This is a genomic window from Sphingomonas sp. UBA978 (assembly GCF_002292295.1).
Classification (GTDB): Bacteria; Pseudomonadota; Alphaproteobacteria; order Sphingomonadales; family Sphingomonadaceae; genus Sphingomonas.
This window is the reverse complement of sequence record NZ_DBBS01000015.1, coordinates 133,322-155,175: the sequence shown is the minus strand read 5'-3', so window position 1 is coordinate 155,175 and position 21,854 is coordinate 133,322. Positions and strand designations below refer to the sequence as shown.

Annotated in this window: 22 protein-coding genes; 9 read left to right on the top strand and 13 right to left on the bottom strand. The window is 68.2% G+C overall.

All coding sequences use genetic code 11. The features are described from left to right. The first annotated feature begins 93 nt into the window (after positions 1-93). On the top strand, positions 94-3,594 hold the full coding sequence (gene dnaE / locus B2515_RS08465; protein WP_293875727.1) for a DNA polymerase III subunit alpha: 3,501 nt from the start codon (positions 94-96) through the stop codon (positions 3,592-3,594). Positions 3,595-3,598: 4 nt separating this feature from the next. After that, complete coding sequence (moaB, locus tag B2515_RS08460; RefSeq protein ID WP_293875725.1) at positions 3,599-4,126, top strand: molybdenum cofactor biosynthesis protein B; 528 nt, start codon at positions 3,599-3,601, stop codon at positions 4,124-4,126. 15 nt (positions 4,127-4,141) lie between these two features. On the opposite strand, the gene B2515_RS08455 is transcribed toward moaB, so the two are convergent. From B2515_RS08455 to B2515_RS08430, 6 genes are all read right to left on the bottom strand, one after another. After that, positions 4,142-4,894, bottom strand: a complete 753-nt coding sequence (locus tag B2515_RS08455; RefSeq protein WP_293875723.1) for a phosphoadenylyl-sulfate reductase — start codon at positions 4,892-4,894, stop codon at positions 4,142-4,144. Next, positions 4,887-5,315, bottom strand: coding sequence for a DUF934 domain-containing protein (locus B2515_RS08450; protein WP_293875721.1), 429 nt, complete (start codon positions 5,313-5,315; stop codon positions 4,887-4,889). The genes B2515_RS08455 and B2515_RS08450 overlap by 8 nt, the downstream gene beginning before the upstream one ends. Further along, on the bottom strand, positions 5,308-6,939 hold the full coding sequence (locus tag B2515_RS08445; protein ID WP_293875719.1) for a nitrite/sulfite reductase: 1,632 nt from the start codon (positions 6,937-6,939) through the stop codon (positions 5,308-5,310). The genes B2515_RS08450 and B2515_RS08445 overlap by 8 nt, the downstream gene beginning before the upstream one ends. A gap of 117 nt (positions 6,940-7,056) precedes the next feature. Further along, positions 7,057-7,353, bottom strand: coding sequence for a DUF2849 domain-containing protein (locus B2515_RS08440; protein ID WP_293875717.1), 297 nt, complete (start codon positions 7,351-7,353; stop codon positions 7,057-7,059). Beyond that, on the bottom strand, positions 7,350-8,141 hold the full coding sequence (gene cobA, locus B2515_RS08435) for a uroporphyrinogen-III C-methyltransferase (RefSeq protein WP_293875715.1): 792 nt from the start codon (positions 8,139-8,141) through the stop codon (positions 7,350-7,352). The genes B2515_RS08440 and cobA overlap by 4 nt, the downstream gene beginning before the upstream one ends. Before the next feature lie 79 nt (positions 8,142-8,220). Beyond that, positions 8,221-8,631 carry a winged helix-turn-helix transcriptional regulator gene (locus tag B2515_RS08430; protein WP_293875713.1) on the bottom strand — a complete coding sequence of 137 codons (411 nt, stop codon included), beginning with the start codon at positions 8,629-8,631 and terminating at the stop codon, positions 8,221-8,223. Between the two features lie 54 nt (positions 8,632-8,685). On the opposite strand from B2515_RS08430, the gene B2515_RS08425 reads away from it, so the two are divergent. After that, positions 8,686-9,294, top strand: a complete 609-nt coding sequence (locus B2515_RS08425; RefSeq protein ID WP_293875711.1) for an NAD(P)-dependent oxidoreductase — start codon at positions 8,686-8,688, stop codon at positions 9,292-9,294. A 25-nt stretch (positions 9,295-9,319) separates the two neighbouring features. Here the strand turns inward: B2515_RS08425 and astD are convergent, their stop codons facing one another. Next, positions 9,320-10,732 carry a succinylglutamate-semialdehyde dehydrogenase gene (gene astD, locus B2515_RS08420; RefSeq protein WP_293875709.1) on the bottom strand — a complete coding sequence of 471 codons (1,413 nt, stop codon included), beginning with the start codon at positions 10,730-10,732 and terminating at the stop codon, positions 9,320-9,322. 79 nt (positions 10,733-10,811) lie between these two features. Continuing rightward, on the bottom strand, positions 10,812-12,170 hold the full coding sequence (locus B2515_RS08415; protein ID WP_293875707.1) for a protein adenylyltransferase SelO family protein: 1,359 nt from the start codon (positions 12,168-12,170) through the stop codon (positions 10,812-10,814). 52 nt (positions 12,171-12,222) lie between these two features. Here B2515_RS08415 and B2515_RS08410 point away from each other — a divergent pair, with 52 nt between their 5' ends. From B2515_RS08410 to B2515_RS08400, 3 genes are read left to right on the top strand one after another with little or no spacing between them, the layout of a single operon-like run. Further along, positions 12,223-13,080, top strand: a complete 858-nt coding sequence (locus B2515_RS08410) for an alpha/beta fold hydrolase (protein ID WP_293875705.1) — start codon at positions 12,223-12,225, stop codon at positions 13,078-13,080. Then, positions 13,077-14,276 carry a DUF418 domain-containing protein gene (locus B2515_RS08405; RefSeq protein WP_293875703.1) on the top strand — a complete coding sequence of 400 codons (1,200 nt, stop codon included), beginning with the start codon at positions 13,077-13,079 and terminating at the stop codon, positions 14,274-14,276. Before B2515_RS08410 ends, B2515_RS08405 begins: the two co-directional genes overlap by 4 nt. A 43-nt stretch (positions 14,277-14,319) precedes the next feature. Then, entirely contained in the window at positions 14,320-15,453 is a 1,134-nt protein-coding gene (locus B2515_RS08400) for a glycosyltransferase (RefSeq protein ID WP_293875701.1), read from the top strand. Positions 15,454-15,471: 18 nt separating this feature from the next. Here B2515_RS08400 and B2515_RS08395 read toward each other — a convergent pair whose 3' ends face one another. Further along, positions 15,472-15,804, bottom strand: a complete 333-nt coding sequence (locus B2515_RS08395; RefSeq protein WP_293875699.1) for a VOC family protein — start codon at positions 15,802-15,804, stop codon at positions 15,472-15,474. 56 nt (positions 15,805-15,860) lie between these two features. Between B2515_RS08395 and B2515_RS08390 the strand changes: the two genes are divergently transcribed. The 3 genes from B2515_RS08390 to B2515_RS08380 all read left to right on the top strand — a co-directional run bounded on the left by B2515_RS08390 (position 15,861) and on the right by B2515_RS08380 (position 18,755). Then, positions 15,861-16,940, top strand: a complete 1,080-nt coding sequence (locus B2515_RS08390) for a PA0069 family radical SAM protein (protein WP_293875697.1) — start codon at positions 15,861-15,863, stop codon at positions 16,938-16,940. A 58-nt stretch (positions 16,941-16,998) separates the two neighbouring features. Beyond that, positions 16,999-18,384, top strand: a complete 1,386-nt coding sequence (locus tag B2515_RS08385) for an ArnT family glycosyltransferase (protein WP_293875695.1) — start codon at positions 16,999-17,001, stop codon at positions 18,382-18,384. 74 nt (positions 18,385-18,458) lie between these two features. Further along, the gene (locus tag B2515_RS08380; RefSeq protein WP_293875693.1) at positions 18,459-18,755 is read left to right on the top strand and encodes a hypothetical protein; all 297 of its coding nucleotides are present in this window, start codon (positions 18,459-18,461) and stop codon (positions 18,753-18,755) included. A gap of 77 nt (positions 18,756-18,832) precedes the next feature. Here B2515_RS08380 and rutA read toward each other — a convergent pair whose 3' ends face one another. The 4 genes from rutA to rutB are packed head-to-tail and all read right to left on the bottom strand — an operon-like array spanning position 18,833 to position 21,822. Beyond that, a complete protein-coding gene (gene rutA, locus B2515_RS08375; protein WP_293875691.1) occupies positions 18,833-19,891 on the bottom strand; it encodes a pyrimidine utilization protein A in 1,059 nt (352 codons plus the stop codon). A 27-nt stretch (positions 19,892-19,918) separates the two neighbouring features. Then, positions 19,919-20,704 (bottom strand): pyrimidine utilization protein D, encoded by a 786-nt coding sequence (rutD, locus tag B2515_RS08370; protein WP_293875689.1) that lies wholly within the window; start codon positions 20,702-20,704, stop codon positions 19,919-19,921. After that, the gene (locus tag B2515_RS08365; RefSeq protein ID WP_293875687.1) at positions 20,704-21,087 is read right to left on the bottom strand and encodes a Rid family hydrolase; all 384 of its coding nucleotides are present in this window, start codon (positions 21,085-21,087) and stop codon (positions 20,704-20,706) included. The genes rutD and B2515_RS08365 overlap by 1 nt, the downstream gene beginning before the upstream one ends. Positions 21,088-21,090: 3 nt before the next feature. Further along, positions 21,091-21,822: a pyrimidine utilization protein B gene (gene rutB / locus B2515_RS08360; protein WP_293875833.1), complete on the bottom strand. Its 732-nt coding sequence runs from the start codon at positions 21,820-21,822 to the stop codon at positions 21,091-21,093. Positions 21,823-21,854: the final 32 nt, after the last annotated feature.

Genomic DNA, 21,854 nt, shown 5'->3' with positions numbered 1-21,854 from the left:
TGCTCCTCCGTTGAGCGACCGTAACGGAGTTATCCACGACCGGTTCCTGCCCCCGCCCTGTTCGAATCATTGCATGTGCGGTAACACGCACGGATGGCTCATTCCGGTTTCGTGCCGCTCCGCATTTTCTCGTCCTACACGATGCTCGACGGGGCGATCGAGCCCAAGGCGATCGCCAAACAGGCCAGGGCGATGCGCTTTCCCGCCGCCGGGCTGACCGATCGCAACGGCCTCTATGCGGCGATGGCCTTCTCGGACGCGGCGAAGAAGGACGGCGTGCAGCCGGTGATCGGCACGATGCTCTGCGTCGCGCGGCCGGGGATGCCCGACGGCGTCGCCGCCCCGCTCGACTGGATCGCGCTCTATGCGCAGGATGCGACCGGCTACGACAATCTGTGCGCGCTGGTCAGCCGCGCGCATCTCGATCGCCCGATCGAGCTGGCCGCGCATGTCGATTTCGCTGCGCTCGAGGGTCGCACCGACGGCCTGATCGCCCTCACCGCAGGGGGGGAGGGCGCACTCGCGCGGCTGATTCACGAGGACCAGCCTGATCGTGCCGCGCACTATCTGGATCGGTTGCAGGCGCTCTTCCCCGACCGTCTCTACATCGAGCTCGCCCGGCGCAGCGACGCGATCGAGGAGGCCGCCGAACAGGCGCTGATCGACTTCGCCTATGCCCGCGATCTGCCGCTGGTCGCGACCAATCCCTGCTGCTTCTCCGACAGCGCCTTCCTCGACGCGCATGACGCCATGCTGTGCATCGCGCATTCGACCTATGTCGAAAGCGTCGATCGTATCCGCTCCTGCCCCGATGCGTGGCTCAAGCCCGCCGAGACGATGCGCGCGCTGTTCGCCGACCTGCCCGAAGCGATCGAGAATACGCTCGTCGTCGCGCAGCGCTGTGCGGTGATGGCGCCCTATCGCAAACCGATCCTGCCCAGCCTCGCCGGCGACCGCGAGGGCGAGGCGGCGATGCTGCGCGCCGAGGCGGCGGCCGGGCTGGAGGCACGGCTCGACCGGATCGAACAGCTCGGCACGCAGCCGGCGGACGATCCGGACTGGCGCGAGGTCTATCGCAAGCGCCTTGCGTTCGAGGTCGACGTCATCGTCCAGATGGGCTTCCCCGGCTATTTCCTGATCGTCGGCGACTTCATCAAATGGGCGAAGGATCACGACATTCCGGTGGGCCCGGGCCGCGGTTCGGGCGCCGGCTCGGTCGTCGCCTGGGCGCTCACGATCACCGATCTCGATCCGATCAAGCTCGGCCTGCTGTTCGAACGCTTCCTCAACCCGGAACGCGTGTCGATGCCCGACTTCGACATCGATTTCTGCGAAACCCGGCGTGGCGAGGTCATTCGCTACGTGCAGGAGAAATACGGCCGCGATCAGGTCGCGCAGATCATCACCTTCGGTAAGCTCAAGGCGCGCGCGGTGCTCAAGGACACCGGCCGCGTGCTGCAGATGAGCTACGGCCAGGTCGATCGCCTTGCGAAGCTGGTGCCCAATCACCCGACCGATCCCTGGGACCTCAAGCGCGCGCTGAACGGCGTGCCGGAGCTCGCCAAGGAATATTCCAACGACAATCAGGTCCGCCGCCTGCTCGACCTCGCGACCAAGCTCGAAGGGCTGCCGCGCCATTCGTCCACCCACGCTGCGGGCGTGGTGATCGGCGACCGCCCGCTCGCGCAGCTGGTGCCGCTCTATCGCGACCCGCGCTCGGACATGCCCGTCACCCAGTTCGACATGAAATATGTCGAGGGCGCCGGGCTGGTAAAGTTCGACTTCCTCGGCCTGAAGACGCTGTCCGTTCTCAAGAAGGCCGTGCAACTGCTTGCGAAGCGGGGGATTTCCGTCGACCTCGATGCGCTGCTGTGGGACGATGAGGCGGTCTACAAACTGCTCCAGAAGGGCGACACCGTCGGCGTCTTCCAGCTGGAATCGGAGGGGATGAGGCGCACGCTCAGCGCCGTCCGTCCGACCAATTTCGGCGACATCATCGCGCTCGTCTCGCTCTATCGCCCCGGCCCGATGGACAATATTCCGAGCTTCGGCCGCCGCAAGCAGGGGACGGAGCCGATCGTCTACCCGCATGCGGCGCTCGAACCGATCCTCGCCGAAACCTACGGCATCTTCGTTTACCAGGAACAGGTGATGCAGGCCGCGCAGATCCTGGCGGGCTTCTCGCTCGGCGGCGCCGACCTGCTGCGCCGCGCGATGGGCAAGAAGATCAAGGCGGAGATGGACGCGCAACGCGCGATCTTCGTCGAGGGCTGCGCGAAGGTGAACCAGATCCCCAAGGCGAAGGCCAACGAGCTGTTCGACTTGATCGACAAGTTCGCCGGCTACGGCTTCAACAAGAGCCACGCCGCCGCCTATGCGCTGCTGGCGTACCAGACTGCCTGGCTGAAGGCGCATCATCCGGAGGAATTCTACGCCGCGTCGATGTGCTACGATATGGCGCAGACCGACAAGCTCTGCATCTTCGTCGACGACATGCGGCGGCTGGGCGTCACCATCTGCGGCCCCGACATCAACAAGAGCGACGCCGAGTTCGACGTCGAGGAAACGCCGGACGGGCTCGCGGTCCGCTACGCGCTCGCGGCGCTGAAATCGGTCGGCGAGGGGGCGATGGAACGCCTCGTCGTCGAACGCAGCGCCAACGGTCCGTTCAAAAATATCGACGACCTCGCCACCCGCGTCGATCCGCGGCTCATCAACAAGCGCCAGCTCGAAACGCTTGCCGCCAGCGGCACCTTCGACTGTTTCGACGCCAACCGCGCCGGCATCCACGCCGTCGCCGAGACGATCCTCGCGGTCGCCGCCCGTACGCATGAGGGCAAGACCAGCGGCCAGCACGGCCTGTTCGGTGCCGAGGACGTCGCCGGCGACGCGATCAAGCTGCCGGCGTCGGCGCGCTGGTCGATGGCCGACGCGATGGAGCAGGAGAAGGAGGCGTTCGGCTTCTACTTCTCCGCGCACCCGGTCGATCGGCATGCCCATCTCGCCAAGATGCACGGCGCGCGGCAGTTCACCGCGCTGACCGAACTGCGCATCCCTGAGGACGGCACGCGCGCCGGTGCGACGATGGCGGTGCTGGTCGAGGATGCGCGCTGGCGCACCTCCGCGCGCGGCAAGCGCTACATGATGGCGACCGTCTCCGACGCCAGCGGCCAGTTCATCGCCACCTGCTTCGACGATTCGGTCGCGGCCGAGCTGGAGGATGCCGCGCGCTGCGGCGGCTGCGGTCTCATCACCGTCGAACTCGATCGCCGGCCGGGCGAGGAAACCCCGCGCGTCTCGATCAAGCGCATCCAGCCGTTCGAATCATTGGCCTCGATCGCCCGCTTCACGATCGAGGCGAAGGTCGCGCATGCCGCCGGCTTCGAGGCGCTGTCCGCGCTGCTCGCCCATCACCGCGGCGCCCGTGGCGAGGTGCGCGCGCGCATTCCCGTCGGCAACGACGGCGAGGCGACGGTATTGCTCGGCCGCGACTTCCTGCTCGACATGGAGCTGGTCGAGACGATCCAGGCGATCCCCGGCATCAGCGACGTCGCGCTCGACCGCGTCGCCTCGCAACTGCGCTCGGTGGGCTGACCCTATGCCGATCGACACCAATCTGTCGTTCCGCCCCGTCAACATCGCCGTTTTAACGGTGAGTGACACCCGCGGGTTTGCGGAGGACCGTTCCGGCGACACGCTGATCGCACGCCTGACCGAAGCGGGACACATGCTCGCTGATCGCGTCATCCTGCGCGACGACACCGACGCGATCGTCGCGCAGCTCCACCGCTGGATCGACGACGAGACGGTGGATTGCATCATCACCACCGGCGGCACCGGCGTCACCGGCCGCGACGTCACCCCCGAAGCGGTCGAGCGCGTCGCGACCAAGATGATCCCCGGCTTCGGCGAGCTGTTCCGCTATCTCAGCTATGCCAAGATCGGCACCTCGACCGTCCAGTCCCGCGCCTGCGCCTGCGTCGCGCGCGGCACCTATATCTTCGCGCTGCCCGGCTCGACCGGGGCGGTGAAGGACGGCTGGGACGGTATCCTCAAGGACCAGCTCGACAGCCGGCACCGTCCCTGCAACTTCGTCGAACTGATGCCGCGCCTGACCGAGCGCTAGGACAGCCGGTTGGCGTCAGAAGACCGGATCGTCCCCGGGCAGGGCCGAGACGTGGATGCCGCATTCCACCTTGTCCCAGCCGCGCCAGCGACCGGCGCGGGGGTCTTCCCCCGGTTTGACCTTGCTGGTGCAGGGCGCGCAGCCGATCGAGAGATAGCCCTGCGCCTCCAGCGGATGACGCGGCAGGTCGTGTTCCTCGAAATAGCCGTCGAGCTGCGTCTTCGACCAGTCCGCGAGCGGATTGATCTTCAGCCGGCCTTCGTCCTCCTCGAACCGCGGCAGCGCGGTGCGGGTGCCGGCCTGGAAGCCCTTGCGCCCCGAAATCCACGCGTCGAACGGCGCCAGCGCGCGGCGGAGCGGTTCGACCTTGCGCATCTCGCAGCAGCCGTCGGGATCGTAGGACCAGCGCATGCCGGTCGCATCCTTCATCGCCAGCAGGCGCGGGTCGGGGCGAAAGACGCGCAGGTCGGTCAGCCCCAGCCGCTCGGACAGCTCGTCCCGATAGGCAAGTGTTTCGCCGAACATCTTCTGGGTATTGGTGAAGATGACCGGAATATCCTTGTCGATCTGCGCCACCATGTGCAGCAGCACAGCCGATTCGGCGCCATAGGACGACACCGAGGCAATGCGTCCGGCGAGTTCGCCGGTGAGCAATTCGCGCAGCATGTCCGCCGCGGCGACGCCGGCGAAGCGGATCTGCATCGCCGCCGCATCGGCGGTGGTGAACGGAGGGGTGATGTCGATCGTGTCGAGCGCGCGGCTAGCCATGGCGTAATTTCCAGACGGGTACGGTCGCGTCCGCAGCGGCCTGATAACGATAATCGTAGCGATCGAGGCTGCGTTGCAGCGCCGCGCCGTCGATCGGGGCTTCGGGTGCGAAACTGTCGAAGCCGCAGCGGCGCATCAGCGGTAACTGGTCGACCAGCACATCGCCCGCCGCGCGCAATTCGCCGCTATAGCCCGCCTCGCGCAGCACGCGCGCGGCGCTGTAGCCGCGACCGTCGCGGAACGTCGGGAAACTGACCTCGACCAGCGCCAGCTGGCCGAGCTGCGGCAGCAGCGCACGCGCATCCTCTCCCGCCTCCAGACGGACGGCGGTGGCATTGCTCTGGCCCAGGAAGGCGTCGAGCGTCACCGCCGGTTCGTCATGCGGCTCGTCGTCGCGGAAGCGCAGCAGGGCATCAACCATAGATCGCCTCCTTGAACGGTTCGAAGCCGACCCGGCGATAGGTGTCGAGGAAGCGCTCGCCCTTGGTACGGACCGCGACATAGGTGTCGGTCACCCGCTCGATCGCGTCGACGACGCCGTCCTCGGAAAAGCCGGGGCCGGTGATCTTGGCGAGGCTGACGTCCTCCGCCCCCGAACCGCCGAGCGACAGCTGGTAGTTTTCGGTGCCCTTCTTGTCGACGCCGAGGATGCCGATGTGCCCGGCATGATGATGGCCGCAGGCGTTGATGCAGCCGCTGATCTTGAGCTTCAGCTCGCCGAGATCGCGCTGGCGGTCGCGATCGGCGAAGCGCGCCGCGATCTTCTGCGCCAGCGGGATCGAGCGGGCGTTGGCGAGGCTGCAATAATCGAGGCCGGGGCAGGCGATGATGTCGGTGATGAGGTCGAGGTTCGCCTCCGCCAGCCCCGCCTCCGCCAGCGCGCTCCACACCGCCTTGAGGTCGCGGATCGCGACGTGCGGCAGCACGATGTTCTGCGCGTGGGTGACGCGCAGTTCGTCGAACGAATAGCGTGCCCCGAGATCGGCCATCAGGTCGATCTGGTCGGCGCTCGCGTCGCCGGGGATGCCGCCCGCGGGTTTCAGGCTGATGTTGACGATCGCATAGCCGGCCTGCTTGTGCGCGACGACATTCTGGTCGAGCCAGACCGCGAAGTCGGGATCGCTGCGGTCGAGCTCGGCCGCCGCGTCCGGCGCGAAGGCCGGGGGCGCGAACATCGCGGTGATCCGCTCCAGCTCGGCGCGCGGCGGATCGAGCCCGAGCTGCTTCACCGCGAGGAATTCCTCCTCGACCTGCCGGCGATATTCGTCGGGGCCGATCTCGTGCAGCAGGATCTTGATCCGCGCCTTGTAGATGTTGTCGCGGCGGCCGTAGCGATTGTAGACGCGCAACGCGGCCTCGAGATAGCTCATCAGGTCGTCCGCAGTGACGAAGTCGCGGATCAGATGGCTTATCATCGGGGTGCGGCCCATGCCGCCGCCGACGTAGATCGCCCCGCCCAGCTCGCCGTCCCGCTCGAGCAGCTGGATGCCGATGTCGTGCAGGCGCATCGCGGCGCGGTCCTCGTCCGCGGCGATGACCGCGATCTTGAACTTGCGTGGCAGATAGCTGAATTCGGGGTGGAAGGTGCTCCACTGGCGGATCAGCTCGGCCCAGGGGCGCGGATCGGCGACCTCGTCCGCGGCGGCCCCGGCATATTGATCGGCGCTAATGTTGCGGATGCAATTGCCGCTGGTCTGGATCGCATGCATCTCGACCGTCGCCAGCTTGGCGAGGATGTCGGGCGTGTCGGCGAGCTTGATCCAGTTGAACTGCAGGTTCTGCCGCGTGGTGAAATGGCCGTAGCCGCGATCGTAGTCGCGCGCGATGCTGCCCAGCATCCGCATCTGCCGGCTGTCGAGCGTGCCGTATGGAATGGCGACGCGCAGCATATAGGCGTGTAGCTGGAGATACAGGCCGTTCATCAGGCGCAGCGGCTTGAACTGGTCCTCGGTCAGCTGCCCGGAGAGGCGGCGTTCGACCTGATCGCGGAATTCGTCGACGCGGGCATCGACGATCGCCTGGTCGTACTGGTCGTATTTATACATTCTGGCAGGCCTTGAGTGCGTGTCCACGAAGCCGCGACGACGCGAAGAAAAAAGCTCGGAAAGCATCCGCTGCGGCAGAGGTCGTAGGCGGCTTCGCCATATGCGCCTCCGCGCGCATCATATCACCCAGCTTCCCGCGGACGGGTCCGCCGGTTTCAGGGTCAGATCGGGCCGTACCGTCGGACCCAGCGCGCGGATCCGGTCCTTGATATGCGCCGGTCGTGGACCGTCCGCCGTCGGCACCGCATCGATCAGATAGGGCACGTTGACGCGGCGGGCGCCTTCCTCGCTGCGCAGGATGCCTTCGCCCTCGCTGCCGACGTCCACCGCATCCTCGACGTGGCGCGACCAGCTGGAACCGGTCCACCAGACGACGTCCCCGGTGGGGAGGTCGTTACCCGTCAACAGCCTCATGCCGCCGTCTCCTCGGCGATCCGCGCCCAGCGGGCGAGCTTGTCCTCCGCATCGGACAGTTCGACGACCTCGCCGACGACGATGATCGCCGGGCTCTGCACCGCCTCGCGCGTCACCATCGGGCCGAGGTCGGCGAGCAGCGTGCGGATCGCGCGGCTGCCCTGCAACGTGCCGCGCTCGAGCACGGCGACCGGCATGTCGGGGGCGACCCCGTCGGCCATCAATTTGTCGGCGATGTCGGTGGCGGTGGCGACGCCCATGTAGATGACCAGCGTGCGGCCCTGGCCAGCGAGCCCGGACCAGTCCTGCTCGCTCAGCCCCTTGCACTGGCCGGCGACGAAGCTGACCGCGCTCGAATGGTCGCGGTGCGTCAGCGGCAGCATCGCCTCCGCCGCACAGCCCAGGGCCGCGGACACGCCGGGGATCACCTCGACCGGCAGGCCGGCGGCGCGGACCGCCTCGACCTCCTCGCCGCCGCGCCCGAAGATGAACGGATCGCCGCCCTTCAGCCGCACGACGATCGCGCCTGTCTTCACATGCGCGACGATCAGCGCGTTGATCGCCTCCTGCGGCAGCGTGTGGCGAGCGCGCTGCTTGGCGACCGAAATGCGCTGCGCCGTCGCGGGCGCAATATCGAGCACGCGCGGATCGATCAGCCCGTCGTGGACGACGACGTCGGCGCTTTCCAGCGCGGCGACGGCGCGGACGGTGAGCAGGCCCGGGTCGCCGGGACCCGCCCCGACCAGGATGACGCGCCCGCGGGCGCTTGGATCGAGAAGCGTAGCCATGATCCGGGAGATGGCCCCCGGCTGGTCGCGGGACAAGCCAGCGATGCTTTGCCGCGGGTTAGACGAGCTTTTCCGGCGGTCAGGCGGCCTCGCGCATGTCGAACGCCTGCTGGCATTCCGCCACGCGCGCCATGCGCGTTTCCGCCCAGTCGATCATCGCGCGCAGCGAGGCGAGCAGCTCGTTACCCAGCGGCGTGATCGCATAGGTGACGGTTACCGGCATCGTCGCCTCCACCGTGCGGCTGACGAGGCCGTCGCGCTCCAGCGAGCGCAGCGTCTGGCTGAGCATCTTTTGCGAGATGCCGCCGATCCGTCGCCGCAACGCGTTGAAGCGCGTGTCGCCGTCCCCCAGCAGCAAGAGGATCAGCACGCTCCATTTGTCGGCGATGCGATCGAGCAGCTGCCGGGTCGGACAGTCCGTCGCGAAGGCGTCGCCGCGCAGGTCGGTTACGCATGAGTGACCAGGTGCCGTGAAAGTGCCGTCTTGCATGTCGGGTAGCCATAGACGACCTGGTCACCATTGGAAACCACCGGAGAATTGCAGATGCACGTCACCGTTCTGGGCGCCAGTGGCCGCGCCGGGTCAGAGATCACGCGCGAACTGGCGGCGCGCGGTCATCGCGTCCGCGGCGTCGCCCGCAAGCCCGAAGCGATACCGGTCGCCGACGGGGTCGAGTCGATCGCCGGCGATGCGTCCGATGCCGCGACGCTCGCGGATCTGGTCCGCGGCACCGAAGCGGTCGTCAGCGCGCTGCATTTCGACGTCACGGCGGACACGATCCTGACCGCCCTGCGGCAGGCGGGCGTCGGCCGGTTGCTGGTGACCGGCGGTGCGGGCAGTCTCGAGGTCGCACCGGGGCAGCGGGTGATCGATGCCCCCGATTTTCCGGCCGAGTGGAAAGGGTTCGCACAGGGCGGCATCACGTTCCTCGACGCCTTGCGCGACGAGCGCGAGATCGACTGGACGTTCTTCTCGCCGCCCGCGCTGATCGTCGAGGGGCCGCGGCTGGGACAGTATCGCCTCGGCAAGGACGCGCTGGTGACCGATGTGGCGGGGCAAAGCACGATCAGCTTCGCCGATTATGCCATCGCGATGGTCGACGAACTGGAGCAGCATCGCCACAGCCGCTCCCGCTTCACCGCGGCCTATTGACCGGGTGCCAGCCGCGCGTGCGCCGTCAGGCGTCGCGCAGGCCGATGCCGATATTGGCGCGCGCCGCCTCGGCTTCGTTGCTGACCACCGGATAGGCGCAATAATCCGCCGCATAATAGGCGCTGGGGCGGTGGTTGCCGCTCCAGCCGATGCCGCCGAACGGTGCGGAGGACGATGCGCCGTTGGTCGGCCGGTTCCAATTGACGATGCCGGCGCGGATGCCAGCCCAGAACCGGTCGTAGAGCGAGGGGGTCTGGCTGATGAGCGCCGCCGACAGACCGTAGCGGGTGTCGTTCGCGGTGGCGATCGCCGCGTCGAATTCCTGTTCGCGATAGACCTGCAGGATCGGGCCGAACAGTTCGATGTCCGGGCGCTCGGTCGCATTGGTCATGTCGATGATCGCGGGCATCAGGAACGGGCGGTCGTCCTGCAGCCGCTCGAGATGCCGGATCGGCCGGCCGCCACGCATCAGCAGCGCGAGGAAGCTTTCCGTCAGCTGGTCGGCGACCTGATTGTCGATCACCGGCCCCATGAACGGCTGCGGATCGTCGTGCGGACTGCCGACGATCAGTCGGCCGACCATCGTGTTGATCGTCTCGATCAACGGATCGTAGAGCCGGTCCTCGACGATCAGGCGGCGCGCGGCGGTGCAGCGCTGGCCGGCGGTGGTGAAGGCGGACTGAATCACCAGCACCGCCGCGGAATGCAGGTCGGGCGTGTCCCAGACGATGATCGGGTTGTTGCCGCCCATCTCGAGCGCAAGGATCTTCTCGGGCTTGCCGGCGAAGGCGCGGTTGAGCGCCAGCCCGGTACGCGCCGAGCCGGTGAACAGCAGGCCGTCGATCCCGGGATGCTCGGCGAGCGCCTTGCCCTCGGCCGGGCCGCCGATCAGTACGCGGATGCACGCCTCCGGCACGCCCGCGGCGCGGTAGCAATCGACCAGGAACGCACCCGTCGCGGGCGTCTTCTCGGACGGCTTGAACACCACGGCGTTGCCGGCCAGCAATGCGGGGACGATATGCCCGTTGGGCAGGTGCGCGGGAAAATTGTACGGCCCCAATACCGCCAGCACGCCATGCGGCTTGTGGCGCAGCGCCATCCGGCTGCCCATCGGCGCGTCGAGCCGGCGTTGCGCGGTGCGTTCCGCATAGGCGGTGATCGAGATGTCGACCTTGGCGATCACCGTATCGATCTCGGTCCGCGCTTCCCACAGTGGCTTGCCGGTTTCCCGCGCGAGCAGGTCGGCGAAGGGCTCGTGGCGCTGACGGACGACATTGCCGAAGCGGCGCATCGTCTCGATCCGCACGGTCAGCGGCAACGCTGCCCAGGCGGCCCAGCCCGACCGTGCGGCCGCCACCTCGGCATCGGCATCGCCCGCCTCGGCACGCCACAGTTCCGCACCCGTCGCGGGTTCGTAGGAGATGATCGCGTCCGTCATGCTTGCCCTGTCTGCCTCCGGGCGCGAGGGTTAGGGGAATGGCGCCATGGCGGCAAGACGGGGCGGCGGGGCAGGCGAACTACGCCAGCGCCTCGCCCATCGCGCGGATCGCATCGACCTTGGCGTGCAGCATCGACCAGTCGTCCGTCGCGGCGATCGGCGCCCAGATCTCCTCGACCTCGTCGATCAGCATGCTGCACGGCGCACCCTGCCAATAGGCGTCGCTGCGGTCCTTGCGGGGCGCATAGGGCGCCAGCGCGGCACGGAAAGCGTCCCATTCCGGGGCATAATCGGCCGGCAAATCGCCGCCGAACACGTCGAAGAAGAAATGGTCCATCGGCGCTTCGGTGGTCCGCAACGCGCGCTCCATCGTCTGGACGAGCGCCCGATCCTCCTCCGGCGCGCGCGGCAGCACGCCGATCCGCCAGAGCAACGCGTCGGTGATCCGCGGCTGATACCGCGGCCCGAACTGTTCGATCAGCGCCACCAGCGGGTCGCTGTCCGCGATCAGCCGCAGCGATGCCGCCAGCTGCATCACGTCCCAGTGGATCGCCTCGGGCTGGCGGCCGAATGCGTAGAGGCCGGCGTGATCGAAATAGGCGGCGGTGAAGGCGGGGTCCCAGGTCGGCGCGAACCGCCACGGCCCATAGTCGAAGCTTTCGCCGGTCACGTTGATATTGTCGCTGTTGAGCACGCCATGGACGAACCCCGCCGCCATATAGCGTGCCGCCAGCGTCGCGGTGCGGGTGACGACATGGTCGAGCAGCCGCACCGGATCGTCCGATTCCTCGCCGTAGAGGTTGTGGAGGACGTAGCGCACCGCGGCACGCATCCCCTCCTCGTCCTGCAGATAGGCGAGCCGCTGGAATGTGCCGATGCGGATATGGCCGTGGCTCAGCCGGACCATCACCGCCGACCGGGTGGGGGAGGGTTCGTCGCCGCGGGTCAGCGCCTCGCCCGTCTCGATCAGCGACAGGGTGCGGCTGGTGGGGACGTTGAGCGCCTCCAGCATCTCGGTCGCGAGGATCTCGCGCACGCCACCCTTCAGCGTCAGCCGGCCGTCGCCGAAGCGGCTGTACGGCGTCTGTCCCGACCCCTTGGTGCCGAGGTCCATCAGCCGGTCGCTGTCGTCGCGCATCTGCGCGAAGGTGAAGCCGCGGCCGTCGCCGATGTCGGGATTGTACTGGCGGAACTGGTGGCCGTGATAGCGCAGCGCCAGCGGTTGGGGCAGGGTGCCGGGCAGGGGCGCGAACCGGCCGAACGCCTGCGTCCATTCGGCATCGGTCAGCGCGTCGAGCCCGACCCCGGTCGCCGCCCGGTCGTTGCGGAAGCGCAGGATCGTCTGCGGAAAATCCGCCGCCGCGACCGGGTCCCAAAGGGTCGGGCCGAGATCGAGCAGGGCGGTGGCGGGGCGGTATGCTTGCGGGGCGATGGGCATGTGTGGATATGGAGGTCGCCCGCCACCGGGCGCAACCCCGAGGATCTGACCGATGGCCGCCTATGAGAATTGCTATTGGATGTCGGCCGACGGGCTGAAGCTGCATTATCGGCTGTACCCGGGCGACCCATCGCTGCCGCCGGTGCTGTGCTTGCCGGGACTGACCCGCAATGCGCGCGACTATGACGCGCTCGCCGCCCGGCTGGCGGGGCGGCGGCAGGTGATCGCGGTCGATTTCCGCGGCCGCGGCCGCAGCGAATATGCCAAGGACCCGATGACCTATGTGCCCGCGACCTACGTCGCCGACGTGCAGGCGTTGCTCGGCGAGCGCGCTATTACCCGGTTCGTCGCGATCGGCACCTCGCTGGGCGGGATCGTGACGATGCTGCTGGCGCAGGCCGGCGCGGGGATCGCGGCGGCGCTGCTCAACGACGTCGGGCCGGAGATCGACCCCGCCGGGATCAGCCGGATCAGGGGCTATGTCGGCAAGGGCAGCAGCTGCCCGACCTGGATGCACGCCGCGCGCAACCTCGCCGACGCGCATGGCGACGTCTATCCCGACTGGCAGATCGAGGAATGGCTGGCGATGGCCAAGCGGGTCTATCGCCTCAACAGCGGCGGCCGGATCGTGCTCGACTATGATCTCAAGATCGCCGAACCGTTCCGCACGCCCGGGAACGAGACGGGGCCCGACATGTGGGCCGCCCTGTCCGCCCTGCGCAGCACGCCGGTGCTGGTCGTGCGCGGCGGGCGATCGGATGTGCTGGCGCAGCCGGTCGCGGAGCGAATGGTGGCGGCGCTGGACGAGGCGGAGCTGATGACGCTGCCGGGCGTCGGCCATGCGCCGACGCTGGCGGAGCATGCGCTGCACGGGCCCATCGATCGCCTGCTGGAGCGCGCGCAGGCGTGAGCGGCACGGCGGCGGCCGAGCCCGACGGCGCGCCGCGGATCGCCTTGCTCGACATCCTGCGCGGGGTCGCGATCCTCGCCATCCTGCTGATGAACGTCAGCGAGATGGGCGCGTCGATGACCGCCAACTGGTCCGACATCCGCCACATCGGCTGGAGCGGCGCGGACCGGGTCGCGTGGTGGCTGCGGACCCTGCTGGTCGAGGGTACGGCAAGGGCACTGCTCGAGATGCTGTTCGGCGCGGGGATGGTGATCCTGACCGAACGGATCGCGGCGGCCTCCGACGCCGTGATCGCGGTGCCGCTTCGCTACGGCTGGCGCAACATCGTGCTATGGGCGTTCGGCATCGCGCATATGGTCCTGCTGCTGTGGCCCGGGGATATCCTCCACACCTATGCGCTTTCAGCATTGCTCGCCTGCGCGTTCCGCACGCTGCCGGCGCGGGCCTTGCTGGCGGTGGGCCTGTCCTATGCCGCCTTCACGTTGGTCACCGGCATGGTCGCGATCCACGCCCCGGCCCGGCCGCAAACCGCGCGCATTGCCGCCGATGCCGCCGCCGTCGCTCGCGAGGATGCGTTCGGCCATGGCGACCGCGCGGCGTGGGTCGCGGGGCAGCGGCGGGTCGGGCTGGAGCGGCTGGCGACCGACGAAATCGTCTTTGTCTGGGAGGCGGCGGCGACGATGCTGGTCGGCGCGGCGCTGTTCCGCTGGGGCGCGTTGCAGGGCGGCTGGTCGCGGCGGTGCTATCGCTGGCTGCTGGCGGGCGGATACGGCATCGGCCTGCCGCTCCGCATCTATGGCGCATGGGAGGCGACGCGGTTCGACGGCCGTGTCGAGGTCGCCTGGATCTGGGAGGATATCGCACGGCTGGCGATGACCTGCGGCCATGTCGCCGCCATCGCGCTGGCGGTGACGACGGTCGTCGGCGCGCGGCTGCTCGCCCCGTTCGTCGCGGCGGGGCGCACCGCGCTGACGCTCTATGTCGCGCAGACGCTCATCGTCTCGTGGCTGATCTTCTCGCCCTTCGGGCTCGGGCTGTACGGCGCGTTCGGCTGGGCGTGGCTGATGGCGCTGGCGCTGGCGGTCGACGCCTTGCTGCTATGGGGGGCGAACCTGTGGCTGCGTCACTACCGGATCGCGCCGGTCGAATGGGCGTGGCGTTCGCTGGTCGAGGTGCGCCGGCTGCCGTTCCGCTGATGCGTTCTTCCTTGCCCGCCGCGACGCCGCTAGACCCGCGCGCATGCCGCAACCGATCCACATCCTCCACCTCCATTCGAGCTTCAGCCTGGGCGGCAAGGAGGCGCGCGCCGTCCGGCTGATGAATGCCTTCGGCGATGCGGCGCGGCACACGATCGTCAGCGGCGTCGCCGACCAGCTCGGCGCCCGCGCATCGATCGCCAAGGGGATCCGGTACGAGATCGCACAGGACGCCCCGTCGCTGACCGGCCGCCCATCCGTCGCCCGCTATGAGGCCCTGGCGACGTTCATGCGCCGCTTCGATCTGGTGCTCACCTACAATTGGGGCGCGATTGACGGCGTGATGGCGCGGCGGGTGTTCCCCAGGGGCGCCCCCCCGCTGGTCCACCACGAGGACGGCTTCAACGCTGACGAGGCCGGGGGGCTGAAGGTCGAACGCAACGTCTATCGCCGCATCGCGCTGGGCGCGGCGCATGCGCTGGTCGTCCCGTCCGAGGTGCTGGAGGGGATCGCGCGCAAGACCTGGAAACAGCCGCCCGCCCGCGTCCATCGCATCGCCAACGGCATCGACACCGCGCTCTATGCGCAAAAGCCCGATCCGCGTGCGATCCCCGGCCTCGCCCGCGATCCGAAGGAGGTGGTGATCGGCGCGCTCGCCGGCCTGCGCGCGGTCAAGGACCTGCCGCTGCTCGTGCGCGCCTGTGGTGGCCTGTCGGGCAGGTTCCGGCTGGTGATCGTCGGCGAAGGGTCGGAGCGCGACGCGATCCTCGCCGCGGCCCGGGCGATGGGGATCGCCGACCGGCTGGTGCTGCCCGGCTTCCTCGACCGGCCGTATCGCTTCGTCGGCGCCTTCGACATCATCGCGCTGTCGTCGAAGAGCGAGCAATTCCCGATCAGCGTCGTCGAGGGCATGGCCGCGGGCCTGCCGGTCGTCAGCACCCCGGTCGGCGACGTCCCCCGGATGGTCGCCGCGGAGAACGCCCCGTTCGTCACCGGCGGCGACGAGGTGCTGCTTCGCGACGCCTTGCAGGCGCTGGTGCTCGACCCGGACCTGCGCGCCCGGGTCGGCGCGGCGAACCGGGGGAAGGCCCTCGCCGAATATGACGAGCGCGTGATGATCGCCCGCTATCGCGCCCTCTATGCGGAGGCGCTGCACCGCGCGGGCGCCTTGGGGTAGCCGGCCCCCCGAAGCGCGTCACCCCGCCTGCATCACCGCCAGCTCATGCCCGTCCGGATCGGCGAAGTGAAACCGCCGCCCGCCCGGAAAGGCGAAGATCGGCACCGTCACCCGGCCATCGGCCGCCTCGATCGCTGCCAGCGCCACCTCGAGGTCGTCGACCTGGATCACCGGCAGGGGCTTGGCGACCCGGTCCGGCGCGGCATCGAGGCCGATGTCGGTGTCTCCGGTCATCGTCGCCGCATAGTCGGGCCCGAAGTCGCTGAACGCCCAGCCGAACGCCGCCGCGTAGAACGCCTTCGCCCGGCCCGCGTCCGTCACCGGCAATTCGAGATAGTTCAACCGCGCCATCGTATCCATACCCCTTGGTTCTTGCTATGTTCTACATCGCGCCATAGCATGAGGCAATGGCCCAGCCTCACGCCAAACGCCCGGCCCGCGGCGCCACCGTCAACGCGGAGAGCCGTCGTTTCAACCTGCCCCAAACCGAGGCGGACGGCGACTGGCTGGACGCGCGCGACGCGATCGATGGCGCGCCATCGCCGCTGCGCACCAGCGTCACCGTCGAACAGCCACGCACGATCATCAGCCGCAACGCTTCGCCCGACATCGGCTTCGACCGCTCGATAAACCCGTATCGCGGCTGCGAACATGGCTGCATCTATTGCTTCGCCCGGCCGACCCATGCCTATCACGATTTGTCGCCCGGGCTCGATTTCGAATCGCGCCTGTTCGCCAAGCCCGATGCCGCGGCGCTGCTGCGCGCCGAATTGCGCAAGTCCGGCTATGCCGTCGCGCCGATCGCGCTCGGCACCAACACCGATCCCTATCAGCCTATCGAAAGCGACTGGCGGATCACCCGCAGCATCATCGAGGTGCTCGGCGAGACGCGCCACCCGCTTACCATCACCACCAAGTCCGACCGCGTGCTGCGCGACCTCGACCTGCTCGCGCCGATGGCGGCGCAGGGCCTCGCCGGGGTCGCATTGTCGATCACCTCGCTCGACCCGAAGATCGCCGCGACGCTCGAACCGCGCGCGCCGCATCCCGAACGCCGGCTGAAGGCGGTGCGCGCGCTCGCCGATGCGGGCGTGCCGGTCTATGTCTCGATCGCGCCGGTGATCCCCGCGATCACCGATCACGAGCTCGAACATCTCGTCGAGCGCGCTGCCGAAGCGGGTGCGCGTGCCTGTTTCTTCATCCCCGTCCGCCTGCCGCACGAGGTCGCGCCGCTGTTCCGCGCCTGGCTCGACACGCATTTTCCCGATCGTGCGGCCAAGGTGATGGCGACGATCCATTCGCTGCGCGGCGGCAGGGACAATGATCCGAATTTCTTCACCCGCATGCAGGGTGCCGGTCCCTGGGCCGATCTGATGCGCACCCGCTTCCGCATCGCCGTCCGCAAACACGGCCTCGAGCAGCGCAGTGCGCCGCTGCGCACCGACCTGTTCCGTCCACCCGCCGGGCCGCAGGGCGAATTGTTCTGATCGTATCGCCACGCTAACCAGATTGCGGCATGTACGGCGGCGAATGACCCGGCCCCCTATGACCCGGTACCACATCTGGCTGATCCTGCTGCTCGCCGCGGTGGCGTTGCGCCTGCCCGATATCGGCAACCCGCTCGTCGACCTCGACGAACAGATGTATCTGCTCGTCGGCCGGCGGATGTGGGACGGCGCGATCCCCTATGTCGATATCTGGGATCGCAAGCCGGTCGGCCTGTTCCTGATCTATGCGGCGACGCAGGCGCTGCCGGTCGATCCGGTCGTCGCCTATCACCTCGTCGCCGGGGCCGCGGCGGTCGCCACCGCCGGGCTGATCGCGGGGCTGGTCCGCCGCCTCGGCCCCCCCGCCGGCGCGCTGCCCGCCGGGCTGCTCTATCTCGTCTGGCTGGAGCTGATCGGCGGACGGGGCGGGCAGTCGCCGGTCTTCTACAATCTGCTGATCGTCGCTGCCGCCACGCTGGTCTGGCGTGCGATCGCGGAGCGGCGGCGCACCGGCGCCGTGGCGATGCTGCTCGTCGGGATCGCGTTGCAGATCAAGCCGACCGTTATGTTCGAGGGCGCCTTCCTCGGCGTTGCGCTGCTGCTGGCCCATTGGCGCCACACGCGCGCGCCGGTCCGGGTCGTTGCCGCCGCCGCGCTCTATGGCATTGCCGCGCTTATCCCCACGCTCCTCGCCTGGGCCATCTATGTCGCGATCGGCCATGGCGATGCATGGTGGTTCGCCAACGTGGATTCGATCTTCCTCCGGCAAGTGACGCCGCATGATCCGATCATAGGCCGCCTCGCCGGAGCATTGCTGGTGTTGGCGATCCCGCTCGCCGTCGCCATCCGCGGGCTGCTGGCGGCGCAGGGGCCGGCGCGCGGGTTCGTCGCGGCATGGCTGGGTTCGGCGCTGCTCGGCTGGGTGCTGGTCCCGCCCTATTTCAACCATTACGCCCTCCCGCTGCTCGTGCCGATCGCCGTCGCGGCGGGTCTCGCCTGCGATCGCGGCCCGATGCGCCTGCTGGCCGGAATCGGTGGAGCCGGGCTATTGCTCATGAGCGGCTATCCGCACCGCGGCGACACCGCCGCCGCGCGCCGCGACCTCGCCGCGCTGGCCGGCGTCATCGCCCGGCACGCCGGCACCCGTTGCCCCTTCGTCTTCGCAGGCCCGCCAGCGCTCTACACGACCGGCAATTTTTGCCTGCCGACCCGCTATCCCTTCCCCTCGCACCTTATCCAGTCGAGCGAAAACGGCGCGATCGGCGTCGATCCGGCACGTGAGGTCGCCCGTATCCTCACCGCCAGGCCGCCGGTGATCGTGACCGGTCATCCCGTGCGCGATGGCAACGACCGCACGATCCCGCTCGTCCGGCGCGCCATCGCCGATCACTACCGCCCCGTGGCAAGACGGCTCGGCGTCACGGTCTACGCGCGGCAAGATTGATCCGGGTCAATCACGCAAGTCATTGATTCCAGGAATTTCCGTGCCGGGCGAGGATATTCGACCGCGGTTCCGCGTTGATCCTGTACCTCGCGGACGACGGGGCTTCGGCAGAACGACAGGAGACGATGATGGCAGAGCAGGACACGCAAGACGGCATGGATCGGGACGGCGACCTGAATCGTCAGGATCAGGATCGCGATCAGGGCATCGATCGCCAGCAGAATCAGCAGAACCGCGACCAGGGCGCGGGACAGGATCCCAATCGCAGCCGCGACGGCGGCGAATCGGGGGCTGGCTACGGCAACCATGGCGAGGGCGGTCAGGACGCCGTCAACGATCGGGACGACACCAGCAATAGCGATCGCCGCTGACGCCCCCTCAGATCACTACGGACAGACGAAACGGGAGCCCTTGCGGCTCCCGTTTTGCGTCCGGCGGCGCGGCGCGATCACCGCCGGCTGGTCATCAGCGGCTGGATGCGCGTCCCGAAATCCTCCACCCCTTGCAGAAAATCGTCGAAGGTCAGCAGCACGCCGCCCGTGTTCGGCACCGCCGCCATCTCGTCGAGCATCCGGGCGACGCTCGCATAGCTGCCGACCAGCGTCCCCATGTTGATGTTGACCGCCCCCTCGGGCGCGGCGAGCTGGCGGACGTTGGTGCTGGCGTTGACCGTATCCTTCGCTCCCTGTTCGGCGAGCCAGGCGATCGCATCCAGATCGACGCCGTCATTGTAGAGCCGCCACTTCGCCATGGCTTCCTCGTCGGTTTCGGCGGCGATAATCATCACCAGCACGAACACCGACACGTCCCGCCCGGTCTTGGCGGTCGCCGCCGCAAGCCGGTCGTTGTTGCCCGCAAAGGCGGTCGGCGTGTTCACCCCCTTGCCGAGGCAGAAGGCATAATCCGCCCATTTCGCCGAGAAGGCGAGGCCCTCGTCCGACGATCCGGCACAGATGATCTTCATATCGCCGGTCGGCTGCGGCCGTACCCGGCAATCCTCCATCCGGTAGTAATCGCCCTTGAAGTCGGAGACGCCGTCCGCCCACAGTTCGCGCAGGATGTGCGCATATTCGTCCAGCATCTTGTAACGATTACGGAAATGCTCGTCGCCGGGCCACATTCCCATCTGCGTATATTCGGGCGGTTGCCAGCCGGTGATGAGGTTCAGGCCGAACCGCCCATGGCTGATCGAATCGATCGTGTTGCACATCCGCGCCGCGAAGGCTGGCGGGATGACCAGCGTCGGACAGGTCGCATAGATCTTGATCCGCTCGGTCACCGCGGCGAGGCCCGCCATCAGCGTGAAGCTCTCGAGGCCATATTCCCAGAATTCGGTCTTTCCGCCGAACCCGCGCAGCTTGATCATCGACAGTAGGAAATCGAGTCCGTGCTCCTCCGCCTTCAGCGCGATCGCCTTGTTGAGGTCGAAGCTCGGTTTGTATTGCGGCGCGGTGTCGCTGATGAGCCAGCCGTTGTTGTTGATGGGTACGAAAACGCCGACCTGCATGCCCCTGCTCCCCCGCGATACCGTTCGTCAGCTGTCGAGCCAGTCGAGCAGCCACATGTTGAAATGATCCGCCCGCGTGACGTTGCAGGCGTGGCCGCCGGTCGCCATCCGCGCGAGCTGCGCATCCGCGATCCCCGCCGCCAGCCGTTCGGATTGCGCGGGCGGCACCAGCATATCGTCCTCGCTGACGACGACCAGCGTCGGCACGCGGACCTCGCCCAGCCGTCCGGCGATATCGAACCGCCGCGCCGCCGCGATGCGCCGCTGCACCATTTCCGCCCCCGGGAAATGGGCGAGCAACCGCTCTTCCTCCTCCTGCAGCGCCTCATGGTGATCCGAAATCCACTGCGCCGGATAGAGGAACAGCGGCTGCGCATGCAGGAACGCGCGCGGCCCGCTGTCGCGCAGCAGGGCGAGGCGCGTGTCGAAACAGCGCGCGCTATGGGCATCGAGCTTCGCCCAGCCGTTGATGACGACCAGTCGCGCCAGCCGCTCGGGCTGCGCCAGCGCGAGCGCCAGCCCGGCCATCCCGCCGATCGCATGGCCGATCAGCGTCACCTGATCGATCCCCAGCGCGTCGAGCAGCACGACCATGTCCCGTGCGAGTCCCTCCAGCGTCAGGTCGCCCGGTACCTCGCGTGCCGATCGCCCGGTGCCGCGATGGTCGTAGGCGATGACCCGATGCCGCCTGGCGAGCGCGGCGAGGTTCGGCGCCCAGTAATGCCCCGATCCGCCCAGCCCCGGCGACAGCAACACCGGCGGCGCATCCTCCGGCCCGTGCAGTTCGTAATGAAGCCCCCCAGCCTCGGGCATCAGCCGATATGCGCCACGCTGGCGATTTCGACGAGGCAATCGGGTTTCACCAGATCCGCCCGGATGCAATAGCGCGCCGGCTTCGCACCCGGGAAATACTCGGCATAGACCGCGTTGAACGCGGCATAGTCGGCGAAGTCCTTGAGGAAGATGTGGTTCATCGCGACGTCGGTCAGTCGCGCGCCCGCCGCGGCAAGCGTCGTCGCGATCGTGTCGAGCACGACCCGCGTCTGCGCCGCCGCATCGCCGGGGTGCAGCACCACGCCGCCTTCACCGAGCGCGAGCACGCCCGACACATAGACGGTGTTGCCCGCCTTCGCTCCCGCCGAATAGGGCGCGATCGGCGTCGGAAACTCGGGCGGATTGATCGCGTCGAACGGCATTTGCTACTCCCGGGGCGTCTGGCCGAAGCTGCCGCAGAATGCCGCGACGTCGCTTACCCAGCCGAAGAACTTCTCGATATTGTAGACGCTGGCCTCCTGCATCATCGGCGGGCCGAGGTGATGCGTCGCATCCTCGAGCATGATGCCGAAATATTCGAGGTGGAAGCCGTCGCGCAGTGTGGATTCGACGCAGACGTTGGTGGCGATCCCGACGAAGACGATGTTGCGGATGCCGCGGGCGCGCAGGACGCTGTCGAGCTGCGAATTGAAGAAGGCGGAATAGCGGGTCTTGTGCACCCGGATGTCCCCGGGTTTCGGCGTCAGCGCGTCGACCAGTTCGTAATCCCAGCCGCCGCGCGCCAGCAATTGCCCGTGCAGTTCGGGCTGCGCGCGCATCGTCTTGAGCGCGTTGGATTTGTGCCAGTTGGGCGATCCCGGGCCGCCCGCCTCGACATAATCGGGGTCCCAGCCGTTCTGCAGGAACACGACCGGCATGCCCGCCCCGCGCGCGGTATCGAGCACCGTCGCGATTCGTCCGATCACTGCTGCCGATCCGCTGATGTCGAACCCGGCAACATCGACGTAACCGCCATGGCTCGCATAGGCATTCTGCATGTCGATGACGACCACCGCCGTTTCTGCAGGGTCGAGGCGCAGCGCTTCGGGACGCGCGGGTAGGGTGATGGCGCGGGCCTCGTCAGCCCCGGTACGCAGGATCGGTTCGCCATCGGCCATCCGCGCAAGCTGAACCGAACCCATGCCCTTGT